At 68.4% G+C, this 21,234-nt stretch carries 21 protein-coding genes; 15 read left to right on the plus strand and 6 right to left on the minus strand.

Features of this window, described 5'->3' with window-relative positions; translation table 11 throughout:
* Positions 1–47: 47 nt before the first annotated feature.
* Positions 48–833 carry a helix-turn-helix transcriptional regulator gene (locus tag RCF13_RS07570; protein WP_061478997.1) on the minus strand — a complete coding sequence of 262 codons (786 nt, stop codon included), beginning with the start codon at positions 831–833 and terminating at the stop codon, positions 48–50.
* Positions 834–911: 78 nt separating this feature from the next.
* Here RCF13_RS07570 and RCF13_RS07575 point away from each other — a divergent pair, with 78 nt between their 5' ends.
* Entirely contained in the window at positions 912–1,166 is a 255-nt protein-coding gene (locus RCF13_RS07575) for a hypothetical protein (protein ID WP_099485746.1), read from the plus strand.
* A gap of 82 nt (positions 1,167–1,248) precedes the next feature.
* Here the strand turns inward: RCF13_RS07575 and RCF13_RS07580 are convergent, their stop codons facing one another.
* Positions 1,249–2,262: an energy transducer TonB gene (locus RCF13_RS07580; RefSeq protein WP_231352390.1), complete on the minus strand. Its 1,014-nt coding sequence runs from the start codon at positions 2,260–2,262 to the stop codon at positions 1,249–1,251.
* A 200-nt stretch (positions 2,263–2,462) separates the two neighbouring features.
* Entirely contained in the window at positions 2,463–3,083 is a 621-nt protein-coding gene (locus tag RCF13_RS07585; protein WP_049414405.1) for a TIGR00645 family protein, read from the minus strand.
* Between the two features lie 112 nt (positions 3,084–3,195).
* On the opposite strand from RCF13_RS07585, the gene RCF13_RS07590 reads away from it, so the two are divergent.
* The 4 genes from RCF13_RS07590 (at position 3,196) to RCF13_RS07605 (ending at position 8,682) form a co-directional block, all read left to right on the plus strand.
* The gene (locus RCF13_RS07590) at positions 3,196–3,885 is read left to right on the plus strand and encodes a glutathione binding-like protein (protein WP_061479000.1); all 690 of its coding nucleotides are present in this window, start codon (positions 3,196–3,198) and stop codon (positions 3,883–3,885) included.
* Positions 3,886–4,045: 160 nt separating this feature from the next.
* Positions 4,046–6,271, plus strand: a complete 2,226-nt coding sequence (locus RCF13_RS07595) for a S9 family peptidase (RefSeq protein ID WP_134969090.1) — start codon at positions 4,046–4,048, stop codon at positions 6,269–6,271.
* Positions 6,272–6,296: 25 nt separating this feature from the next.
* Positions 6,297–6,812 (plus strand): cytochrome c oxidase assembly factor Coa1 family protein, encoded by a 516-nt coding sequence (locus tag RCF13_RS07600; RefSeq protein WP_134969089.1) that lies wholly within the window; start codon positions 6,297–6,299, stop codon positions 6,810–6,812.
* 67 nt (positions 6,813–6,879) lie between these two features.
* Entirely contained in the window at positions 6,880–8,682 is a 1,803-nt protein-coding gene (locus tag RCF13_RS07605) for a DUF885 domain-containing protein (protein ID WP_061479003.1), read from the plus strand.
* Between the two features lie 84 nt (positions 8,683–8,766).
* Here the strand turns inward: RCF13_RS07605 and RCF13_RS07610 are convergent, their stop codons facing one another.
* Positions 8,767–9,225, minus strand: coding sequence for a hypothetical protein (locus RCF13_RS07610; RefSeq protein ID WP_005420187.1), 459 nt, complete (start codon positions 9,223–9,225; stop codon positions 8,767–8,769).
* A gap of 187 nt (positions 9,226–9,412) precedes the next feature.
* On the opposite strand from RCF13_RS07610, the gene RCF13_RS07615 reads away from it, so the two are divergent.
* The 4 genes from RCF13_RS07615 (at position 9,413) to RCF13_RS07630 (ending at position 12,013) form a co-directional block, all read left to right on the plus strand.
* Positions 9,413–9,661, plus strand: coding sequence for a hypothetical protein (locus tag RCF13_RS07615; RefSeq protein WP_005420185.1), 249 nt, complete (start codon positions 9,413–9,415; stop codon positions 9,659–9,661).
* A gap of 123 nt (positions 9,662–9,784) precedes the next feature.
* Positions 9,785–10,702 (plus strand): bestrophin family ion channel, encoded by a 918-nt coding sequence (locus tag RCF13_RS07620; RefSeq protein WP_061479004.1) that lies wholly within the window; start codon positions 9,785–9,787, stop codon positions 10,700–10,702.
* Between the two features lie 19 nt (positions 10,703–10,721).
* The gene (gene hemB / locus RCF13_RS07625; protein WP_006400669.1) at positions 10,722–11,711 is read left to right on the plus strand and encodes a porphobilinogen synthase; all 990 of its coding nucleotides are present in this window, start codon (positions 10,722–10,724) and stop codon (positions 11,709–11,711) included.
* Positions 11,712–11,743: 32 nt separating this feature from the next.
* The gene (locus RCF13_RS07630) at positions 11,744–12,013 is read left to right on the plus strand and encodes a hypothetical protein (RefSeq protein ID WP_061479005.1); all 270 of its coding nucleotides are present in this window, start codon (positions 11,744–11,746) and stop codon (positions 12,011–12,013) included.
* Between the two features lie 82 nt (positions 12,014–12,095).
* On the opposite strand, the gene RCF13_RS07635 is transcribed toward RCF13_RS07630, so the two are convergent.
* Positions 12,096–12,959 carry a hypothetical protein gene (locus tag RCF13_RS07635; RefSeq protein ID WP_231352389.1) on the minus strand — a complete coding sequence of 288 codons (864 nt, stop codon included), beginning with the start codon at positions 12,957–12,959 and terminating at the stop codon, positions 12,096–12,098.
* Positions 12,960–13,007: 48 nt separating this feature from the next.
* Here RCF13_RS07635 and aroE point away from each other — a divergent pair, with 48 nt between their 5' ends.
* From aroE to dinG, 3 genes are all read left to right on the plus strand, one after another.
* Complete coding sequence (aroE, locus tag RCF13_RS07640) at positions 13,008–13,853, plus strand: shikimate dehydrogenase (protein ID WP_049414396.1); 846 nt, start codon at positions 13,008–13,010, stop codon at positions 13,851–13,853.
* A 3-nt stretch (positions 13,854–13,856) separates the two neighbouring features.
* Entirely contained in the window at positions 13,857–14,210 is a 354-nt protein-coding gene (locus RCF13_RS07645; protein WP_134969140.1) for a hypothetical protein, read from the plus strand.
* Between the two features lie 155 nt (positions 14,211–14,365).
* Entirely contained in the window at positions 14,366–16,468 is a 2,103-nt protein-coding gene (dinG, locus tag RCF13_RS07650) for an ATP-dependent DNA helicase DinG (protein ID WP_134969139.1), read from the plus strand.
* Between the two features lie 107 nt (positions 16,469–16,575).
* On the opposite strand, the gene ilvD is transcribed toward dinG, so the two are convergent.
* Positions 16,576–18,414, minus strand: a complete 1,839-nt coding sequence (gene ilvD, locus RCF13_RS07655) for a dihydroxy-acid dehydratase (protein WP_061479009.1) — start codon at positions 18,412–18,414, stop codon at positions 16,576–16,578.
* A gap of 367 nt (positions 18,415–18,781) precedes the next feature.
* Here ilvD and RCF13_RS07660 point away from each other — a divergent pair, with 367 nt between their 5' ends.
* The 3 genes from RCF13_RS07660 to RCF13_RS07670 are packed head-to-tail and all read left to right on the plus strand — an operon-like array spanning position 18,782 to position 21,187.
* Positions 18,782–19,354, plus strand: a complete 573-nt coding sequence (locus tag RCF13_RS07660) for a DUF1190 domain-containing protein (RefSeq protein WP_005420172.1) — start codon at positions 18,782–18,784, stop codon at positions 19,352–19,354.
* A gap of 7 nt (positions 19,355–19,361) precedes the next feature.
* Positions 19,362–20,540: a glutathionylspermidine synthase family protein gene (locus RCF13_RS07665; RefSeq protein WP_061479010.1), complete on the plus strand. Its 1,179-nt coding sequence runs from the start codon at positions 19,362–19,364 to the stop codon at positions 20,538–20,540.
* Entirely contained in the window at positions 20,540–21,187 is a 648-nt protein-coding gene (locus tag RCF13_RS07670) for a hypothetical protein (RefSeq protein ID WP_134969137.1), read from the plus strand. Before RCF13_RS07665 ends, RCF13_RS07670 begins: the two co-directional genes overlap by 1 nt.
* Positions 21,188–21,234: the final 47 nt, after the last annotated feature.

Consider the following 21,234-nt stretch of genomic DNA (forward strand, 5'->3'; position numbering starts at 1 on the left):
GCAAGCAGCTTAGGTCGCAAGGAAGGATAGAGGGAGTGCTGGATACGTCAGCCCACCCTGTACCGCGCAGGCGTCACCCCCATCTCGCGCTTGAACACGGTGATGAACGCGCTCGGGGTGTCGTAGCCCATCGACAGCGCAACGCTGATCACCGGCTCGCCGGCAAGCAGGCGTGGCAGCGACAGCAGCACGCGCAGGCGCTGCCGCCAATGGCCCAGGGTCATGCCTGTTTCGGCCTGCCACCGGCGGGCGAGGCTGCGGCCGGACAGTCCGGTGGCGGCTGCCCACGCTTCGACGCTGCGAAGGTCGTCCGGCGACCGTGCCAGCGCCGCCGCGATCCGCCGCAACCGTCGATCCTGCGGTTGTGGCAAGGCAAGCGGCAAAGGCGTGCTGGCGGCGATCTCATCGGTGATCACGCCGGCCAGGCGTGCCTGCGCGGCGTCCAGCGCCTGATGTGGCCAACTCAGTGCGCGCATCATCGCCGCCTGCAACAGCACGTTCGGCTGGAAAATGCGCGGCACGGCGGGCAGCTCCAGACAGGCTTCGGCGTTGAAGTACAGGCTCCAGCCATCGAATGCCTCTGCCCCTACCAGGGCGTGAGGCAGCAAGGGCGGTATCCAGGCAACGTGCCCCGCCGGCAGCAACCAGTGCAGATCGCCGGCCTCGATCCGCAGCAGGCCGTGGTGGGCACCCAGCACTTGGCCGCGCACGTGCTGGTGGCGTGCGGTGCGGCGCCGTCCCGGCACCCGCAGCTGCGAGGCCAGGACGAGGGGACCGCCTTCGGCGTTCGCCAAAGCGGGGTCAATCAACGCGGGTGATGTCTGATCTGCCATATCCATTGGCAGTTATACGGCAGAAGTGCCGCTGGCTGGGCGGCACACTGGGCTCCCGATCCCACAGGAGCATCACCCATGCAGCCGCAGGACATCCTTCCCGACCATCAGAACGAGGTGCAGGTGAACGGCCTCACCGTGCGCAAGGGCAGCGTCGGCGCCTTCCTCGCCAGCGTCCGTGACTGGCAGGACCCCGCCAGCGATGACGCCACCCGCGCCACCGCCGAAGCCGACCTGCGTGCGCTGCTGCCGGGCCTGCATGCGCTGGGCCTGTTCCAGGTGCTGGCCGCGCGTGATCCGGCACTGCAACGCCTGATCGACAGCCTCTCCTGAAACGAACACGGCCCGGACATGCCGGGCCGTGTGGTCATTGCGGGGCGGAAACGACTTAATCCCCTCCGTCCCCTTTTCGTGGTCAGCTGCCGCCCGGGGCGAACACCAGGGTGCGGCGGGTAGTGACCGGTGCGCTGACCGGCTCGAAGCGCCAGCGCTTGACCGCGTTCATGGCCTCGCGATCGAAGACGCGCGACGGCGTTGCGCGCAGCACACGGGCGTTGGTCACCGAACCGTCGGTGCCGACGGTGATCTCCACCAGCACCTCGCCCGAGGTGCCTGCACGCAGCGCCTCGGACGGATAGCGCGGCGCCGGGGTGCTGACCGGGCGCAGGTTCGGCGCCGCAGCGGCCGCCGGTGCTGCGGCCTGGCGTGCGGCGCTGGCCTGCTGGGCGGCAGCCTGCTGCTGCTTCTGCTCGGCTTCGCGGCGGGCCGCAGCCTGGCGCTCGGCTTCCTGGCGCTCGTTGTCGCGGCGGGCGGCGTCCTGCTGGGCAGCGATCTGCTTGGCTGCGTCGGCTTCCTTGGCACGCTGCTCGGCCAGGCGCTGCTGTTCGGTCTGCTGCTTGCTGCGGTCCTCGGCGTCCTTCTTCGCCTTCTCGGCTTCGGCCTCGGTGCGCTTGGCCGCGTTCTGCACGCCCTTGGCCAGGCCGTCCTTCAGGCGTGGCAGGGCCGGCGCGGACGCATCCACCTTCTCGATCAGCGCCACCAGGCGCTGCGCTTCGGCGTAGTCCTCGCGGCCCAGGTGCTGTTCGGCGGCGATCAGGGTGTACGGCAGCAGATCGGTCAGTGCGCTCTTCACCGAGGCGTCGTCCGGCGTCTTGTCGCGCAGGGCAAGGTAGTACTCGATGGCGTTGTCGCCGGCCGGCGCGTACATGCGGTTCTCGCGCAGGGCCTGGCTGGCCGACTCACGCAGCTGCTCGGTGCCCATCGACTGCACCTTGGCGGCAACCACCGGTGCGGCCGGTGCAGCGGCGGTGGGGGCGGCGGCCGGGGCCGGTGCGGCGGTTTCCTCCTTGCCCGAGCAGGCAGCCAGTGCCAGTGCCAGGGCAACCGGCAGCCACCGGCGCGCGGCGGTGATCGTTGAGACGTGCGACATCCTGCTCCCCTCTAGAAGACGACGTGACGTAAATCATTGATATGCATGGCCGGGACCTGCGGTCCGGGCGCGGCAGGGTGACGTTTCCCGACGCCACCGCCGGCAACGGCGAGGGTGCAATCTAGCATCCCGGCCGCCGCCGCGTACAAGAGCAGTGGCCGGGATGGGCAACGGCGGTCGTGCCGTTGCCGGCGCCGACCTCAGTGGTCGTGCGCCTTGTCGTGCGACTTGCTGTGGCCGTTGGACATCAGCTTGTCGGTCCAGGCGATGCCGATCGCCGACAGGATGAACACGCAGTGGATGATGGTCTGCCACAGCACGCCGTCCTGGGTCAGCATCGAGCAGCGGGCGACCCCGATGTTGGCCGCGGCCACGCTCATCTGCTCCGGCGTGCACAGCGGAATACCGCCCAGCGCACCGCTGGCGATGAAGGTCTTCAGCAGGTGGATCGAGGAGATGCCGATGATCGCCATCGCCAGCTTCACCTTCAGCACGCTGGCATTGACGTGGCTCAGCCATTCCGGCTGGTCCGGGTGGCCTTCCAGGCGCAGGCGCGAGACGAAGGTCTCGTAGCCGCCGACGATCACCATCACCAGCAGGTTGGAGATCATCACCACGTCGATCAGGCCCAGCACGATCAGCATGATCTGCTGCTCCCCCATCGACACCGAATGCGAGATCAGGTGCCACAGTTCCTTGCCGAACAGGAACACGTAGACGCACTGCGCCACGATCAGGCCCAGGTACAGCGGCAGCTGCAGCCAGCGCGAGGCGAAGATCAGCGTGGACAACGGGGAGAGCGGCGGGCGGTTTGCACTCATGCGGGGGATGCTGCGTTTCGGGGGAGAGGCGAGGTTACCGGCCCGCCATGACGGTGCCAACCCAACTCACGCACTAGACTTCAGGTTCCTTTCCGCACCCCGAGCCGACGCCATGATCGACCTGTATTACTGGCCCACCCCGAACGGCCATAAAGTGACCCTGCTGTTGGAGGAAACCGGCCTGGAGTACCGCATCCACCCGGTCAACATCGGCTCGGGCGACCAGTTCAAGCCGGAATTCCTCGCCATCTCGCCCAACAACAAGATGCCGGCCATCGTCGACCACGCCCCGGCCGACGGCGGCGCCCCGCAGAGCGTGTTCGAGTCCGGTGCGATCCTGCTGTACCTGGCCGAGAAGACCGGCCGCTTCCTGCCCAGCGATCCGCGCGGCCGCGTCACCACCCTGGAATGGCTGTTCTGGCAGATGGCGGGCCTGGGCCCGATGAGCGGCCAGATGGGGCATTTCAATGTGTATGCTCCGGAAAAGATCCCGTATGCGATCGAGCGCTATGACAACGAAGTGCGCCGCCTGCATGGGGTGATGGACAAGCGCCTGGCCCAGCACGCCTTCCTGGCCGGCGACGCGTACACCATCGCCGACATGGCCAGCTACCCGTGGGTCGGCGCCTACGACACGCTGCCGGTGGACTTCGCCGCGTTCCCGAACCTCAAGCGCTGGCACGAGGCCATCGCCGCGCGCCCGGCCACCCAGCGCGCCTATGCGCTGCGCCAGCAGGTGAACCCGAACGCCGGCAAGCCGCTCAGCGACGAGGAGCGCAAGCACCTGTTCGGCCAGCGTTGACCCCGGCATCTGAAGGTGGGTGCCGACCGTTGGTCGGCACTCGTCCGCACTGCTTATGGGCAGAAGGTCATGCTGCCTTCCCGCACGGGCTTGGTTAGGATGAGGGACGACCGTCCCGCGCCCCGCGTGGAGGCGGACCTGCCGTTTGCCGGGATCCTCCATGCGCCATCTGTTCGCTTCGCTCGCCCTCATGCTCGCCACCAGTACCGCCGCCCACGCCGAAAAGCTGACCCTGGAAGCCATCACCGGCCCGCTGCCGCTGTCCGGCCCGACCCTGATGAAGCCCAAGGTGGCGCCGGACGGTTCGCAGGTCAGCTTCCTGCGCGGCAAGGACAGCGACCGCAACCAGCTGGACCTGTGGACCTACGACATCGGCAGCGGCCAGACCCGCCTGCTGGTTGATTCCAAGGTGGTGCTGCCCGGCACCGAGACCCTCAGCGATGAGGAAAAGGCCCGACGCGAGCGCCAGCGCATCGCCGCGATGACCGGCATCGTCGATTACCAGTGGTCGCCGGACGCGCAGCGCCTGCTGTTCCCGTTGGGCGGCGAACTCTACCTGTACGACCTCAAGCAGCAGGGCCAGGCGGCCGTGCGCCAGCTGACTCACGGTGAAGGCTTCGCCACCGACGCCAAGCTGTCGCCCAAGGGCGGTTTCGTCAGCTTCATCCGCGGCCGCAACCTGTGGGTGATCGATCTGGCCAGTGGCAAGCAGCTGCAGCTGACCCGCGACGGCAGCACCACCATCGGCAACGGCGTGGCCGAGTTCGTCGCCGACGAGGAAATGGATCGCCATACCGGTTACTGGTGGGCGCCGGATGACTCGGCCATTGCCTTTGCCCGCATCGACGAGGCGCCGGTGCCGGTGCAGAAGCGCTACGAGGTCTACGCCGACCGCACCGATGTGATCGAACAGCGTTACCCGGCCGCCGGCGACGCCAACGTGCGCGTGCAGCTGGGCGTGATCGCACCAGCCGCCGATGCGCAGCCGCGCTGGATCGACCTGGGCAAGGAACAGGACATCTACCTGGCCCGCGTCGATTGGCGCGATGCGCAGCACCTGAGTTTCCAGCGCCAGTCGCGTGACCAGAAGCAGCTGGACCTGGTCGAAGTGGCGCTCGACTCCAACCGCCAGCGCGTGCTCGCCCACGAGACCAGCCCGACCTGGGTGCCGCTGCACAACAGCCTGCGCTTCCTTGAAGATGGCAGCGTGCTGTGGTCGTCCGAGCGCACCGGCTTCCAGCACCTGTACCGCATCGACAGCAAGGGCAAGGCCACTGCGCTGACCCATGGCAACTGGCCGGTGGACGAACTGCTGGCGGTCGATGAGAAGGCCGGCAAGGCCTACTTCCGTGCTGGCATCGAGACCTCGCGCGAAAGCCAGATCTACGCGGTGTCGCTGCAGGGCGGTGAGCCGCAGCGCCTGTCGAAGGCGCCGGGCATGCACAGCGCCAGCTTCGCCCGCAATGCCAGCGTCTACGTGGACAGCTGGTCCAACAGCACCACGCCGCCGCAGATCGAACTGTTCCGCGCCAACGGCGAGAAGATCGCCACGCTGGTCGAGAACGACCTGGCCGATCCCAGGCACCCGTATGCGCGCTACCGCGATGCGCAGCGCCCGGTCGAGTTCGGCACGTTGATGGCTGCCGACGGCAAGACCCCGTTGAACTACAGCCTGATCAAGCCGGCCGGCTTCGATCCGTCCAAGCGCTACCCGGTGGCGGTGTACGTCTACGGTGGCCCGGCCAGCCAGACCGTCACTGACAGTTGGCCCGGCCGTGGCGACCATCTGTTCAACCAGTACCTGGCCCAGCAGGGCTACGTCGTGTTCTCGCTGGACAACCGCGGCACCCCGCGCCGCGGCCGCGACTTCGGTGGTGCGCTGTACGGGAAGCAGGGCACGGTGGAAGTGACCGACCAGCTGCGCGGCGTGGCCTGGCTGAAGCAGCAGCCGTGGGTGGACCCGGCGCGCATCGGCGTGCAGGGCTGGTCCAACGGCGGTTACATGACCCTGATGCTGCTGGCCAAGGCATCGAACCAGTACGCCTGTGGCGTGGCCGGCGCACCGGTCACCGATTGGGGCCTGTATGACAGCCACTACACCGAACGCTACATGGACCTGCCGGCGCGCAACGAAGCGGGGTACCGCGAAGCGCGCGTGCTGACCCATATCGACGGCCTGCGTTCGCCGTTGCTGCTGATCCACGGCATGGCCGATGACAACGTGCTGTTCAGCAACTCGACCAGCCTGATGAGCGCGCTGCAGAAGCGCGGGCAGCCGTTCGAGCTGATGACCTATCCGGGTGCCAAGCATGGCCTGTCCGGCGCCGATGCCCTGCATCGCTACCGTGTGGCCGAAGCCTTCCTGGGACGCTGCCTGAAGCCCTGATGCACAAACGGGAAGGAGCCCGCCGATGACACTGCCGCCGCCGATTCCCACCCATGGCCCGAAGCCTGCCGGCTGGTGGTCCCGTCACTGGCGCTGGGCGATGCCGCTGGCCGTGCTGCTGGTGTTGGCCGGTGCCGGTGGCGTGGTGGCCTGGAGCGTGCTGCGCTGGAGCGAGGCGGCACGCGAGAGCCCGCCGATGCGCGAGGCGATGCGCCGCGCCGGATGCAGCATCGAACTGGTGGAAGCCTTCGGCGAGCCGCTGCGTGCCGAATCGATGCCGCTGGGCAGCATGCAGACCGCGATCAATGGCCAGCGCGACGTCGGCCTGACCGTGGCCCTGGAAGGCCCGCGCGCGCACGGCCGGCTGTTCGTGAAGGGCACCCGCAGCGACGAGGTCTGGGACTATCCGGTGATGTATGTGCTGGGCGAGAACAAGCAGACCTTCGACCTGACCGCGCTGGATGATGACGAAGCCGCGCAGGAATGCGAGCTGCAGGCATGCCGCGAACGCGGCGAATGCCCGCTGGCCGCGGCGTTGTGACCTCCGGCCGATTGTCGCCACAGCGCTGAGCGCGTAGGGTGCGGGCAACCCTGTCCTGGAGTGCACCATGAAGCCGATCGCGTTGGCCGTTGCCCTGGCCCTGACTGCCGCCCCGCTGATGTTCGCACCGCCGGCGCTGGCGGCACCCGCCACCAAGGCCGCTACTCCGGCCAGCCCGGCCTGGGTGGCCCGCAGCAACGCATTGGCGCAGATCCTGCTCGATGCGCAGGGCCCGTTCCAGCCGGAAGAAACCGGCTTCTTCGGCGTGCCCGGCTATGACGACAAGGTGGCCGACCTCGGTGCGGACAACGGCAAGCGCTACCGCGCGGCGATGGCCAAGGCGCGCGACGAACTGAAGGCGAAGCTGGCCACCGAGCAGGATCCCAACGTCCGCCAGGACCTGGAGATCATGATCCACGCCGCCAACCAGAACATCGAGGGCAGCGAGCTCAACGAGAAGTACCTGCTGCCGTGGACCGATGCACCGCAGACCGTGTTCAGCGGCCTCAACCTGCTGCTGTCCGACCAGGTGCCGGCCGAGCGCCGGGCCAAGGCGATCGACCGCCTCAAGGCCTACGCCGGGCTGCAGCCGGGTGGCACCGCGTTCACCACGCTGGCCCGCCAGCGTTACGAAGAGCGCTTGAAGGACGGCAGCCTGCTGCAGCCGACGAAGATCGAAGTGCAGCAATCGCTGGACAACGTCGAGACGTACATCACCGGCATCGAGTCGCTGCTGAAGAAGTACCAGATCGCCGGCGCCGATGAGGCAATGAAGGCCCTGGCCGGGCAGATGAAGGACTACGCCGCCTGGACCCGCAAGGACGTGCTGCCGAAGGCACGCACCGATGCGCGCCTGCCGGCGCCGCTGTACGCCTACCAGCTCAAGCAGGTCGGCATCGATATCGACCCGAAGCTGCTGATGCAGCGCGCGCAGCTGGAGTTCATGGAAACCCGCTCGGCGATGCAGCAGCTGGCGCCGCTGGTGGTGAAGGACAAGGGCCTGAAGGTGGCCGATCCGAGCGACCCGGTGGCGGTGATCCGCGCGCTGAAGGCCGACAAGATCGCCGACGACCAGCTGGAAGGCCACTACCGTAAGGTGATCGATGCGATCGATCCGCTGATCCGCGAGCATGCCATCGTCGATGTACCCAAGCGCGCCATGCAGATGCGCCTGGGTTCGGCCGCCGAGAGCGCGGCCAGCCCGGCCCCGCATTTCCTGCCGGCGCCGCTGGTCAACAACACCGGGCAGCAGGGCACCTTCGTGCTGCCGCTGGGCAACCCGGCGGCGGGCCCGGGCGCACAATACGACGATTTCAACTTCGGTGCGGCGGCATGGACGCTGAGCGCGCATGAAGGCCGCCCCGGCCACGAGCTGCAGTTCACCGCCATGGTCGAGCGTGGTGTCTCGCTGGCACGCACCATGTTCGCGTTCAATTCGGTGAACGTTGAAGGCTGGGCGCTGTATGCCGAGGCCGAGATGGTGCCGTACGAGCCGCTGGACGGGCAGATGATCGCCCTGCAGTTCCGCCTGCTGCGGGCCGCACGCGCAATGCTTGACCCGATGCTCAACCTCGGCCTGACCGACCGCGCCAACGGCGAACGCGTGCTGATGGAGCAGGTCGGCCTGTCCAAGGCGATGGCCACCCAGGAACTGGACCGCTACATGGTGCGCATGCCGGGCCAGGCGGGCAGCTACTTCTACGGTTACACCCGCATCCTGGAACTGCGCATGCAGACCGAGCTGGCACTGGGTGCGAAGTTCGACCGCCTGGCGTTCAACAACTTCCTGCTCGACCAGGGCCTGCTGCCGCCGGACCAGCTGGCTGATGCGGTAAACAAGGTGTTCGTGCCGAAGTACCGGCAGAAATAATCGGTAGCGCCGGGCCATGCCCGGCGAGCGCAGCGGGAGAGACGCCGGGCATGGCCCGGCGCTACCCGCGGTGACGCTGCCGCCTCACCGCTGCGGCGTGATCACCTGGGTCGGCAGCCGTGCCGGCGGTTCCGGATTGGGTACCCAGATCGCCACGCCGGCGGCGCGCTTCTGCGTGGTCGGAATACCGATGCCGACGCCACCCCCCACATGCGAGCCAAAGGTGCCGGCACCCACCGACATGCCGACCGGCGAGCCGCTGCTGCCCACGCCCATCAGCACCACGCCATTGGCGCCCAGTGCCGCCGCTTCACGCTTCAGGCGTGCCACCGCGGCATCGGTCTGGCCCTGCGTGCCGAAGCCCACGGCAGATGCCGATTCCAGCTGCGCGATTTCCTGCGAGCCGGCCGGTGGCGTGGAATAGATCTGCACCAGTGCCGGATCGATCGGCGCGCGGGCGCGCCCCAGCATGACCTTGGAGGTGCTGGCACAACCGGCGGCGACCAGCAGGATGGCCGCCAGCGCGGCCCAACGGATGTTCATGGCACGACCCCTGTAGGACTGGTTGCGATCATCGGCGGGCCACTCTGAATCGGCGCCAACACCCGGGCCAGGGCACCCACGGCAGCACGCTAGCACGCGTCGGGTGACAGCCCCGCCAACGGCAGTAGGCGGCGACTGCGGGAACGACTATGGTGGACACAGACAGAACCAACTGCGGGAGAGCGGAATGGGCGTGATCAGTCTGTTGTGGGGCGTACTGGCGCTGTTGTGGATGATCCTGGCGCTGATTCCGCTGCTTGGCTGGGGCAACTGGTTCCTGATCCCGTTCGCCGCCGTCGGCGCGGTGATCGCCGCGCTGGGCATCCTGTTTACCCACCCGACCAAGCGCGGTCGGGCCTGGGCCGGGCTGGTGCTGAACGGCATCGTGGTGGTGGTCGGCATCCTGCGCCTGGGCCTGGGCGGCGGCGTGATCTGAATCCCGGCGCCGGGTGCGACAGGGCGTCGCAGGCGCACGGCCGGTGGCCGGGCAGGGGCGTACAATGAGCGGCTGCGCGAGCCCCCCGCGTGCCTGTGATTCCGCGCCTGGCGCGGCTGCCCGATGATCATCCGACCCCGTCCCCACGGCTGGCAACTGCTGTACATCCTGCGCGGCTCGATCGTCAAAGCGATCGCGCCGAAGGTGCTGGCCATCCTGATCCTGTCCATTGCCGTGGCGGCCGTGGTGGAACTGGCCCCGCCGACCGGCATCGAACGCGTGTCGGTCACGCCGTTCACCCTGCTCGGCCTGGTCCTGTCGATCTTCCTCAGCTTCCGCAACAGCGCCTGCTATGACCGCTGGTGGGAAGGCCGCAAGCTGTGGGGCCAGCTGGTCTACGAATCGCGTTCGCTGGCGCGCCAGGTGCACCTGCTGTTGGCCGATGACGGCGGCCGCCGTCGCCGCATCGCGTACCTCACCACCGCGTTCGCCCATGCGCTGGCCGCGCGCCTGCGTGGGCGCGTCGTGGCCCTGGTCGCCTTGCCATGGCTGGACAAGCCGCAGCGCGAGCAGCTGGGCCAGCGCGAGAACGTGCCGGATGCATTGCTGTCGATGATCGCCGCCGAGCTGGCCCAGGCGCTGCGCGCCGGCGAGCTCGATCCGATCCTCTACGCACAGCTGGAGGAGCGCCTGCACGCGATGTCGTCGATCCAGGCCGGCTGCGAGCGCATCCTCACCACGCCGCTGCCGTTCGCCTACACCCTGCTGCTGCATCGCTGCGCGTGGATGTTCTGCGTGCTGCTGCCGTTCGGCCTGGCCAGTTCGCTGGGCTGGGGCACGCCGGTGCTGTCGGCGGTGCTGGCCTATGCCTTCTTCGGCCTGGACCAGCTGGGCGAAGAAATGGAAGACCCGTTCGGCCTGGAGCCGAACGACCTGCCGCTGGACGCGCTGGTGCGCACGATCGAGATCGACCAGCTCGACGCGCTCGGCGAACGCCCCTTGCCCGAACCCCTGCTGCCGCAGGGTTACCTGTTGCAATAGCCACTCCTCGGAGCCTGCCATGTCCCATCCGCTTTACCGCCCGCGCCGCATGCGCCACGACGAGTTCTCGCGCCGCCTGATGCGCGAGAACACGCTGACCACCGACGACCTGATCTACCCGGTGTTCGTGCACGAACTGGCGGGCCGCACCGCAGTGCCGTCGATGCCGGGCGTGGAGCGGCTGTCGATCGAAGAGCTGCTGAAGGTGGCCGAAGAGGCGCTGGAGCTGGGCATTCCGGTAATCGACCTGTTCCCGGTGATCGACCCGTCGCTGAAGTCGCTGGACGCATCGGCGGCGTGGGCCGAGGACGGCCTGGCGCAGCGTGCGATCCGCGCATTGAAGTCGCGCTTCCCGGAACTGGGCGTGATGACCGACGTGGCGCTGGACCCGTACACCACCCACGGCCAGGACGGCATCATCGACGACAAGGGCTATGTGCTGAACGACATCACCGTGGAAGCACTGGTCAAGCAGTCGGTGTCGCACGCCGAGGCCGGTGTGGACATCGTCTCGCCGTCGGACATGATGGACGGCCGCATCGGAGCGATCCGCCGTGCGCTGGATGCCGACAACCACATCAACGTGCGCATCATGGCCTACTCGGCCAAATACGCCTCGGCGTTCTACGGCCCGTTCCGTGATGCGGTGGGCAGCGCGGCCAGCCTCGGCAAGGCCGACAAGAAGACCTACCAGATGGACCCGGCCAACGGCGACGAGGCTCTGCGCGAGATCGCGCTGGACCTGGAAGAGGGCGCCGACATGGTGATGGTCAAGCCGGGCATGCCGTACCTGGACCTGGTGCGCCGGGTGAAGGAGACGTTCGGCGTGCCGACCTTCGCCTACCAGGTCAGTGGCGAGTACGCGATGATGAAGGCCGCCTTCGCCAACGGCTGGCTGGACGAGCGCGCCTGCGTGCTGGAGTCGCTGCTGGGCTTCAAGCGGGCCGGTGCCGACGGCGTGCTGACCTATTTCGCGCCGCAGGTGGCGCGATGGCTGCGCGAGCGCTGACAATAGCGCCACGATAGACGGAGGACTGCGCGATGGGACCCGAACTGGGATGGATGCAATGGCTGATCTGGGGCATCGGTACGCTGGTGTTCGGTGCCATCATCGTCGCTGTCTTCATCGCCGCATGGCGCGCGGGCAAGCGCCCACCGGAGCAGCTCTCCGCCGCCCGCCACGTGGCCCGTGAGCAGGCCCTGCCGGACAGCGTGCAGGCCGAGCTGGCCGCGTTGAACCAGCGCAAGGACAACGGCCAGCTGAGCGAGATGGAGTACGAGCAGTTGCGCGCCAAGGTGCTGTCGCGCTGACGGGCAATCCCCGGGGTCGGATCCCTTTCCGCAGGAAAGGGCTCTGACCCCTTCGCGGGCGCCATCCACGCATGGCGTGGATCTACCGCACGCACCCGGCCACCGCCGTCACCCTCGGCACCGCCAACCGGTACACGTCCACGCCACCGGCGCGCGGCGCCTTTGCCGCGCTGCTGGCCACCATCATCTCGCCGGGCTTGGCGTTGTCGATCACCGGCGCGCCGGTCCAGCCGCCGGCCTGGTTGAACGACAGCCCCAGCGGCTGCAGCGCCACACCGCTCCACGCACAGCCGCTGCTCCAGACCTGCGCGGTACTGCCGTGGCCGCGGCTGAACACCACGGCGCCGTCATGGCCCAGCCAGTCGCCGTCGGTCTCGTCGTCGGCGCTGTTCAACGCGCTCAGTGCGGTGGCCGGGCCACGCAGGCCCTGCGCATCCAGCGTCGCTACGAACAGATCCCAGCCGGCGCCATGGCCCTGCTGGCGGGCAAACAACAGCTGCTTTCCATCCGCGCTCAGGGCCGGTCCGCGCTCTTCCCGGCGCCCGCCGTCACCGGCCAGCGGCTGCGCCGGGCCCAGCCGGCCATCGGTGGCCAGCGCAGCGCGGTACAGCGCCAGCGCGCCCTCGCGACCGGCCGCGAACAGCAGCCAGCGGTCGTCACGGCTGAAGTAGGGATCGCGGGCTTCACCGGCCACGCCGACCGGCAGTGCCTGTGCCTGCTGCCAACGACCGTCGACCACGCGTGCCTCCCACAGGCCCCAGCCGGCCTCGCCGCGGCGGGCGAAGACGATGCGCTGGCCATCGGCGCTGATCGTGGCGCGGCCTTCGTCGGCGCGGGTCGAGACCACGCCCATGCCTTCGATGCCGTACTCGTTCAACGCCATCGCCACGGGGGCAGAGAGTAGACTGGCGGCGAGCACCAGCAGGGGCGGGGTGATGCGCATCATCCGGTTCCGTGCACGAAAGAGCATCAGTCTAGCCAGCTTGAGGATTCCATGACCGACCGTTACGCCGTCTTCGGACACCCCGTTGCCCACTCGAAGTCGCCGCAGATCCACGCGACGTTCGGTCGCCAGGAAGGCATCGCCATCGACTATCGCGCGATCGACCTGGCCCCGGAGGCGTTCCTGGCCGGCCTGGAGGCCTTCGCTGCCGAGGGCGGCGTCGGTGCCAACGTCACCCTGCCGCACAAGGAAACCGCGTTCTCGGCATGCACCACGCTGACCGCACGGGCGCGCCGCGCCGGATCGGTCAACACGCTGCTGCGCAAGGGCGACCGCTGGCACGGCGACACCACCGATGGCATCGGCCTGGTGCGCGACCTGACCGACCGCCACGGCCTGGACCTGCGCGGCCGCCGCGTGCTGATGATCGGTGCCGGTGGCTCGGCGCGCAGCGTCGCCCCGGCGCTGCTCGATGCCGGCATCACCGAACTGGTCGTGGTCAACCGCACGCCGGAGCGCGCCGACGAACTGATCGATGCCATGGGCGAACCGGGCCGCGCGATCAGCCGCTACTGGGAGGACCTGCGCGAGCTGGGCGACTTCGAACTGATCGTCAACGCCACCTCGGCGGGCCGCGACCGCGACGTCGAGTTCAAGCTGCCGCTGTCGCTGGTCAATTCGATGACCACCGCCGTCGACCTGAACTACGGCGAGGCGGCCATCGCCTTCCTGGCCTGGGCCCGTGCGGCGCAGTGCCGTAACACCGTCGACGGCCTGGGCATGCTGGTCGAGCAGGCTGCCGAGAGCTTCCTGCAGTGGCACGGCGTACGCCCGCAGACCGACGAGGTCTACCAGGCGCTGCGCCAGGGCCCGGCTGTGTTGGCCGGCGAGGACTGATCGATGGACGGCACGACCCTGATGGTGACCGTGCTGAGCATGGTCGGTGTGCGCCTGCCGGTGCTGATCGCGCTGTGCGTCGGCCTGGTCTGGGTGGTCGGTGCGCCGCGTGATGCGACCCGCACCGGCGCGCTGGTCGGCCTGCTGCTGTTGCTGTTGTCCAGCCTGGGCGGCCTGGTCGCGGGTGTCCTGCCGATGTGGCTGGTCAGCAGTGGCAACTTCAGCGCCATCTCGGGCATGAGCGCCATCTTTGGCGTGCTGCACTTCGCGCTGGCGATGGTCGAGGCCATCGGCGTGGTGCTGCTGGTGTGGGCGCTGGTGCGTCTGCTGCGGCTGCGCGGCAACGCGGTGCAGTGACACCCCGGTGACGGCCCAGGGCCGTCGCCAGCAGCGTACGGTGTGTTCATCCAGCCGCCGGGCGTCGCCGCTGCCCCGTTCAGGCAGCCAGCGGCGGCGGACATGGCCGGCCATGCGACAATGACCGGCCCGATCCAGCCACGGTAATTCCCGGCGTGACCGAAACCGTCGCCGCTCCGCGCACGCTCGATGACACCTTGAAGGACGCGATCCGCAAGGCGTACACGACGCTGCAGGCCAATACCCCCGGCTTCTCCACCCGTCGCTCGCAGAGCCAGATGATCGGCGTGGTGTCGCGCGCGCTGTCGAAGAGCGGTGGCGTTGGCGTGGTCGAGGCGCCCACCGGCGTCGGCAAGAGCCTGGGCTACCTCACCGCAGGCGTGCCGATCGCATTGGCCAGCAAGAAGAAGCTGGTGATCAGCACCGGCACCGTGGCGCTGCAGTCGCAGCTGGTCGAGCGCGACATTCCGAATTTCCTCAAGGCCACCGGCCTGGAAGCGACCGTGGCGCTGGCCAAGGGCCGTACCCGCTACCTGTGCACGCGCAACGCCGCCGAAGCACAGGGCGAGGGCTCGCAGGGCGGCATGTTCGAGGAGGATGCACCACTGTTCGACCGGCCACTGGCGCCGATCGAGATGGACATCGCCAAGCGCCTGACCGACGCCTTCACCAGCGGCAGCTGGGATGGCGACATCGACAACGCACCGGAGACCATCAGCCCCGGCCTGCGCAGCCGCATCACCACGCCGGCCTCGGGCTGCGCCGGGCGCCGCTGTGCCTATTCGGCGCAGTGTGCGGTGCTGCGTTCGCGCAACACCGTGCGTGATGCGCAGATCGTCGTTACCAACCACGCGCTGCTGCTGTCGGCGCTGTCGATCGGCGACAGCGACAACGGCCAGCCGTTGATTGCGCCGCCGTCGGACATGCTGCTGGTGCTGGACGAAGGCCATCACATCGGCAACGTGGCGATCGACCAGGGCGCGGCCAGCCTCGCGCTGGATGAAATGGCCAAGCGCACCGGCCGCCTGCAGATCCTGATTGCCGGTGCCTACCGCGCGGTCGACAAGGACCGCCTCGGCAACCTGCTGCCGAACGAAGCGATCGAGGTGGCCAGCAACGTCGCCAAGCAGCTGCGCGCGTTCCGCGATCACATCGAGCGGGTGTGGATGCCGGCGCCGGCGGACGAGGAGCCGATGTGGCGTGCGGCCAATGGACGCCTGCCCGAGGCCTGGCGCGAGCCGATCGAGGCACTGGCCGACGAGACCCGCAGCCTCTACAACTGGGCGCATGCCGCCACCGCGCAGGTGGCCAAGGGCAAGCCGGACGATGCCGCGCGCGAGCGCCTGCAGCGCAACCTGGGCATGGCGCTGGAAATGATCGAGCAACAGTACAACCTGTGGCAGGCGTGGCGCCGCGAGGACAAGGACGGCGCGCCGCCGATGGCGCGCTGGGTCACTGCTACCCGCGACGGCGACCTGGTGCTGCACGGCTCGCCGGTGTCGGCCGCGCACGTGCTGCGCAAGCTGCTGTGGGATGAAGTGGATTCGGTGGTGATGACCTCGGCGACGCTGACCGGTGGCGGCGATTTCCAGTCGCTGGCGATCGACAACGGCATCCCCGAAGAGGCCGAGATGGTCTCGCTGTCGTCGCCGTTCGACCTGCCCAACCAGGCCGAGCTGATCGTGCCGAAGTTTCCGGTCACCCCCGACGATCGCGAAGGCCATCCCCGCGAAGTGGCGCGCTACCTGGATACCGAGCTGGATTGGGCCAAGGGCTCGATGGTGCTGTTCACCTCGCGCTGGAAGATGGAAAAGGTGGCCGGCCTGATGTCGGTGGCGCGCCGCAAGCAGGTGCTGGTGCAGGGCGAGATGTCCAAGACCCGGCTGATCGAAGAGCACCTGCGCCGCGTCGACGCGGGTGAGGGTTCGGTGCTGTTCGGGCTGAATTCGTTCGGCGAAGGCCTCGACCTGCCCGGCGAAGCCTGCACCACGGTGGTGATCACCCAGGTACCGTTCGCGGTGCCGACCGATCCGCAGACCGCCACGCTCAGCGAATGGTTCGAGGGCCGCGGGCTCAATGCGTTCAACCTGATCGCCATTCCGCACGCGCTGCGCACGTTGACCCAGTTCGCCGGCCGCCTGATCCGCACCTCCACCGACACCGGCCGCGTGATCATCCTCGATTCGCGGCTGCTGACCCGCCGCTACGGCAAGCGCATCATCGACGCGCTGCCGCCGTTCAAGCGCGTGATCGGCTGAAAAAAAGGGGACGGAGGGGATTAAGTCGTCTGTGCCTCAAACGACTTAATCCCCTCCGTCCCCTTTTTTTAAGATGCCGGCCAGCGGCCGGCACTACCGGATCGGCATCAATCGCCGAGCAGGGCGGTGTTGCGTACGGCGCCCTTGTCGGCACTGGTGGCGAGCAGGGCGTAGGCCTTCAACGCGCTGGTGACCTTGCGCGGGCGCGGTGCGCGTGGCTTCCAGCCGCGTGCGTCGGCCTCGCTGCGGCGCTGGGCCAGCGTGGCCTCATCCAGCAGCAGGTCGATGCGGCGGGCCGGGATGTCGATGCGGATGCGGTCGCCATCTTCCACCAGGCCGATCGCGCCGCCACTGGCCGCTTCCGGCGAAACGTGGCCGATCGACAGCCCCGAGGTGCCACCGGAGAAGCGGCCATCGGTGAGCAGCGCGCACTGCTTGCCCAGTCCCTTCGACTTCAGGTAGCTGGTCGGGTACAGCATCTCCTGCATGCCCGGGCCGCCCTTCGGGCCCTCGTAACGGATCACCACGACGTCGCCCGGTTGTACCTCGTCGGCGAGGATGCCGGCGACGGCGGCGTCCTGGCTTTCATAGACGCGCGCGGGGCCTTCGAACACATGGATCGATTCGTCCACGCCGGCGGTTTTCACCACGCAGCCATCGACGGCCAGATTGCCGCGCAGCACAGCCAGGCCACCCTCCAGCGAATACGCATGTTGCAGCGAGCGGATGCAGCCCTCGGCGCGGTCCAGGTCCAGCGCGGGCCAGCGGGTGGCCTGGCTGAAGGCCTCCTGCGTGGGGATGCCGGCCGGACCGGCCTTGAAGAAGGTGTGCAGGGTGTCGTTGTCACTGCGCACCACGTCCCAGCGCTCCAGCGCCTCGGCCAGGCTGGCGCTGTGCACGGTCGGCACTGTGGTATCGAGCAGGCCGGCGCGATCCAGCTCCCCGAGGATGCCGAACACGCCGCCGGCGCGGTGCACGTCCTCGATGTGGTACTTCGGTGTGTTCGGCGCCACCTTGCACAGCTGCGGGACGCGTCGCGACAGCGCGTCGATGTGGGTCAGGTCGAAGTCGACCTCCGCTTCCTGCGCTGCGGCCAGCAGATGCAGGATGGTGTTGGTGGAGCCGCCCATGGCGATGTCCAGGGTCATCGCGTTGGCGAACGCGGCCTGGGTGGCGATCCCGCGCGGCAGCGCGCTCGGGTCTTCGCCGCCGTACCAGCGATGGCAGAGCTCGACGATCAGGCGGCCGGCGCGGCGGAACAGCGCCTCGCGGTCGGCATGGGTGGCCAGCGTAGTGCCGTTGCCGGGCAGCGACAGGCCCAGCGCTTCGGTCAGGCAGTTCATCGAGTTGGCGGTGAACATGCCCGAGCAGGAGCCGCAGGTGGGGCAGGCGCTGCGTTCAAAGGCCGCGACCTTCTCGTCGGAGGCGCTGTCATCGGCGGCCACCACCATCGCGTCGACCAGGTCCAGCTTGTGCTCGGACAGCTTGGTCTTGCCCGCTTCCATCGGCCCGCCGGAGACGAACACCACCGGGATGTCCAGGCGCAGCGCAGCCATCAGCATGCCGGGGGTGATCTTGTCGCAGTTGCTGATGCACACCAGCGCGTCGGCGCAGTGCGCGTTGACCATGTACTCCACGGCGTCGGCGATGATCTCGCGGCTGGGCAGCGAATACAGCATGCCGTCGTGGCCCATCGCGATGCCGTCGTCCACGGCGATGGTGTTGAATTCCTTGGCGACGCCACCGACCTGTTCGATTTCGCGCGCTACCAGCTGGCCGAGGTCCTTCAGGTGCACGTGGCCGGGCACGAACTGGGTGAAGGAGTTGGCGATGGCAATGATCGGCTTGTGGAAGTCGCCGTCCTTCATGCCGGTGGCACGCCACAGGGCGCGGGCGCCGGCCATGTTGCGGCCGGCGGTGGAGGTGCGGGAACGGTATTCGGGCATGGCGGGCGGAACGGGCGGGCCGTACGACGTGGGGGTCAGCCGATCATGGCCAATTTTTTCGGTTGCTGCTGCAACCACCGGGAAGGGAGTGGCAGGGCTGCGCCCTGCACCCGTGGTAGCGCCGGCCGCTGGCCGGCAACCTCAACAGCATCAGCTGGGCTATCCGCGGGACCCAGCCCGCCTTCGACAGTTTCCTGTGGCTGTTGGTAGGTGTCGACCTTGGTCGACACGATGGATCCACGTCATGCGTGGCTGATGGGGAACGACGAAAATGAAATTCCGTTCATCTTTCCCACTTTGCCGATTCCGGTTGTTGGTGAGGATTTGGCATCATTGGGGCATTGATCCGTCGACAGGGCATGAGGCCATGAAACGTTCCCGCACCACCGCGCTGCTGCTGATGAGCGCCGCGCCGCTGCTGTTCACCGCCTGCCAGAAGGAGCCGGAAGTGAAGGTGCAGGAAGGCCTGTACACCTCGGTCGAGGCCTGCACCGAGGCCACCGGCGACCCGTCGTCGTGCCGCAATGCCTTCGCCGAAGCGCAGAAACAGGCCGCCGATGCGGCGCCGAAGTACGCCAGCAAGGAAGCCTGCGAGAAGGATTACAAGCCGGAGCAGTGCGTGCAGCAGCACACCTCGGCCGGCACCTCGTTCATCGGCCCGATGATGATGGGCTTCTTCATGTCGCAGATGCTGAGCAACCGCGGCGGCCTCGCCCCGCAGGCGCCGGCGTCGGCACCGGCTTACCAGGACAAGAACGCTGGCTGGGCGCGCCCGGCACCGGGCGGCACCGGTGGCCTGAACACCGCCAGCGGCATCGGTGCCGGCAAGGCCGGCCTGGCACCGGTCACCAGCGAACCGAACCGTGCGGTCACTGCCAGCCGTGGTGGCTTCGGCAACACCAGCGCACGCCGCAGCACCAGCGGCAGCTACGGCGGCTGATCGACCCATGCAGCGCATCCGGATTGCCGAGCGTGCCCAGTGGCGGGCACGCGCGGAGGAAGCGGGTTTCCGTTTCCATACCATCGATGGCCAGCCCTACTGGGATGAAAGCGCGTACTACGCGTTCACCCTGCGCCAGATCGAACAGGACATCGAAGACCCCAGTGCCGAGCTGCACCAGATGGCGCTGGATCTGGTCGGTGATGTCATCGGCAGCGAGCGGTTGATGGACCAGCTGGCGATTCCGTCGCATTACCGCGACTGGATCGCCGACAGCTGGCGCCAGCGCCAGCCGCACCTTTACGGCCGCCTGGACCTGGCCTACGACGGCACCGGTCCGGCCAAGCTGTACGAGCTGAACTACGACACGCCGACCTCGCTGTTCGAGGCCAGCTTCTTCCAGTGGCAGTGGCTGGAAGACCAGCGCAACGCCGGCCGCCTGCCGCAGCATGCCGACCAGTTCAATGCGATCCATGAGGCACTGGTCGAGCGCTTCGGCGAACTGGCCACGCAGCTGCCGCCGCCGCTGTACTTCAGCGCGGTGGGAAGCTCGGAAGAAGACCGTGGCACGGTCGAGTACCTGCGCGACTGCGCGTCGCAGGCCGGCCTGCATGGCCAGGCCATCGCGATCGAGGACATCGGCCTGTCCGAGGACGGCCGCTTCACCGCGCTGGATGATTCGGTGATCGGCACGCTGTTCAAGCTGTACCCGCTGGAAGACCTGATGGCCGAAGAGTTCGGCCGCGCGCTGCCCGGTTCGGGCGTGCAGTTGCTGGAACCGGCATGGAAGGCAGTGCTGAGCAACAAGGGCATCCTGCCGTTGCTGTGGCAGCGCAACGTAGGCCATCCGAACCTGCTGGAGGCGCACTTCGATGACGGCAGCGCGCTGGCGTCGGGCTGGGTGCGCAAGCCGCTGTTCTCGCGCGAAGGTGCCAACATCGAGATGCACCTGGCCGATGGCAGCACCCAGCGCAGCGACGGTCCCTATGACGGCCCGGCGATCATCCAGCGCGCCCATCCGCTGACCCGCTTCGAAGGCGGCTACCCGCTGATCGGCAGCTGGGTGGTGGGTGACCACGCCTGCGGCATCGGCATCCGCGAGGACGACAGCGCGATCACCCGCGACAGTGCGCGGTTCGTGCCGCACGCGATCGTCGACGAGGCGCCGACGCGGATCTACGTCTGATGACGGTGCGGCGTTGGCCTGGCCGGCATGGACGTGCCACGCCCGCGCCGGGCCGGCATTTCGATGACGGGCGCAGCCTGCAGGCCTTCGCGGACCGCGTCGCGGTGCGTTGCCACCGCTGCGATGCCCCCGGTTGGGTGATCGCCCGCTGGGAACCCTATCGATGGACCGCGCGTTTCCGCTGCACCGCTTGCAGCGCTGCATTGGACAGCGGCGACTGGGTCGGTGCGGTCCGCATTCTGGGCCGCCAGCCCTGTGGATTCTGCGGGCATCAGTGGCTGCATGTGTGTCGACCGATTCCCGTCGGCATCCCCGCGCCGGCATCCTTCCCCGCCCGATGCGCACAGTGCGGTCGCAGCACCGAGGTCGCGGTCTCGATGCGCCCACTGCGTGACGCCGAGCCTGCCGATCCGCATTTCGGTCTGCCGCTGCGCCTGGTCGAATCGACCCGCGCGGGCCTGCTGTGGGCCTACAACGCCGAACATCTGCAGGCACTGCACGACTACGCGGGCGCGACGCTGCGCGAAGGCCGCGGCCATCATCGATCCATGATCTCGCGCCTGCCGCAGTGGATGAAGCTGGCCCGCAACCGGGTGCTGCTGCAGCGTGCGGTGGAGCGGTTGCAGCGGCGCTTGCTGCAGGGGTAGGTAGTGCCGGCCGCTGGCCGGCAGCCGAGCATGGGCTCGGCGCTACA

It is taken from the genome of Stenotrophomonas maltophilia group sp. RNC7 (assembly GCF_030910085.1).
Lineage (GTDB): Bacteria > Pseudomonadota > Gammaproteobacteria > Xanthomonadales > Xanthomonadaceae > Stenotrophomonas > Stenotrophomonas sepilia.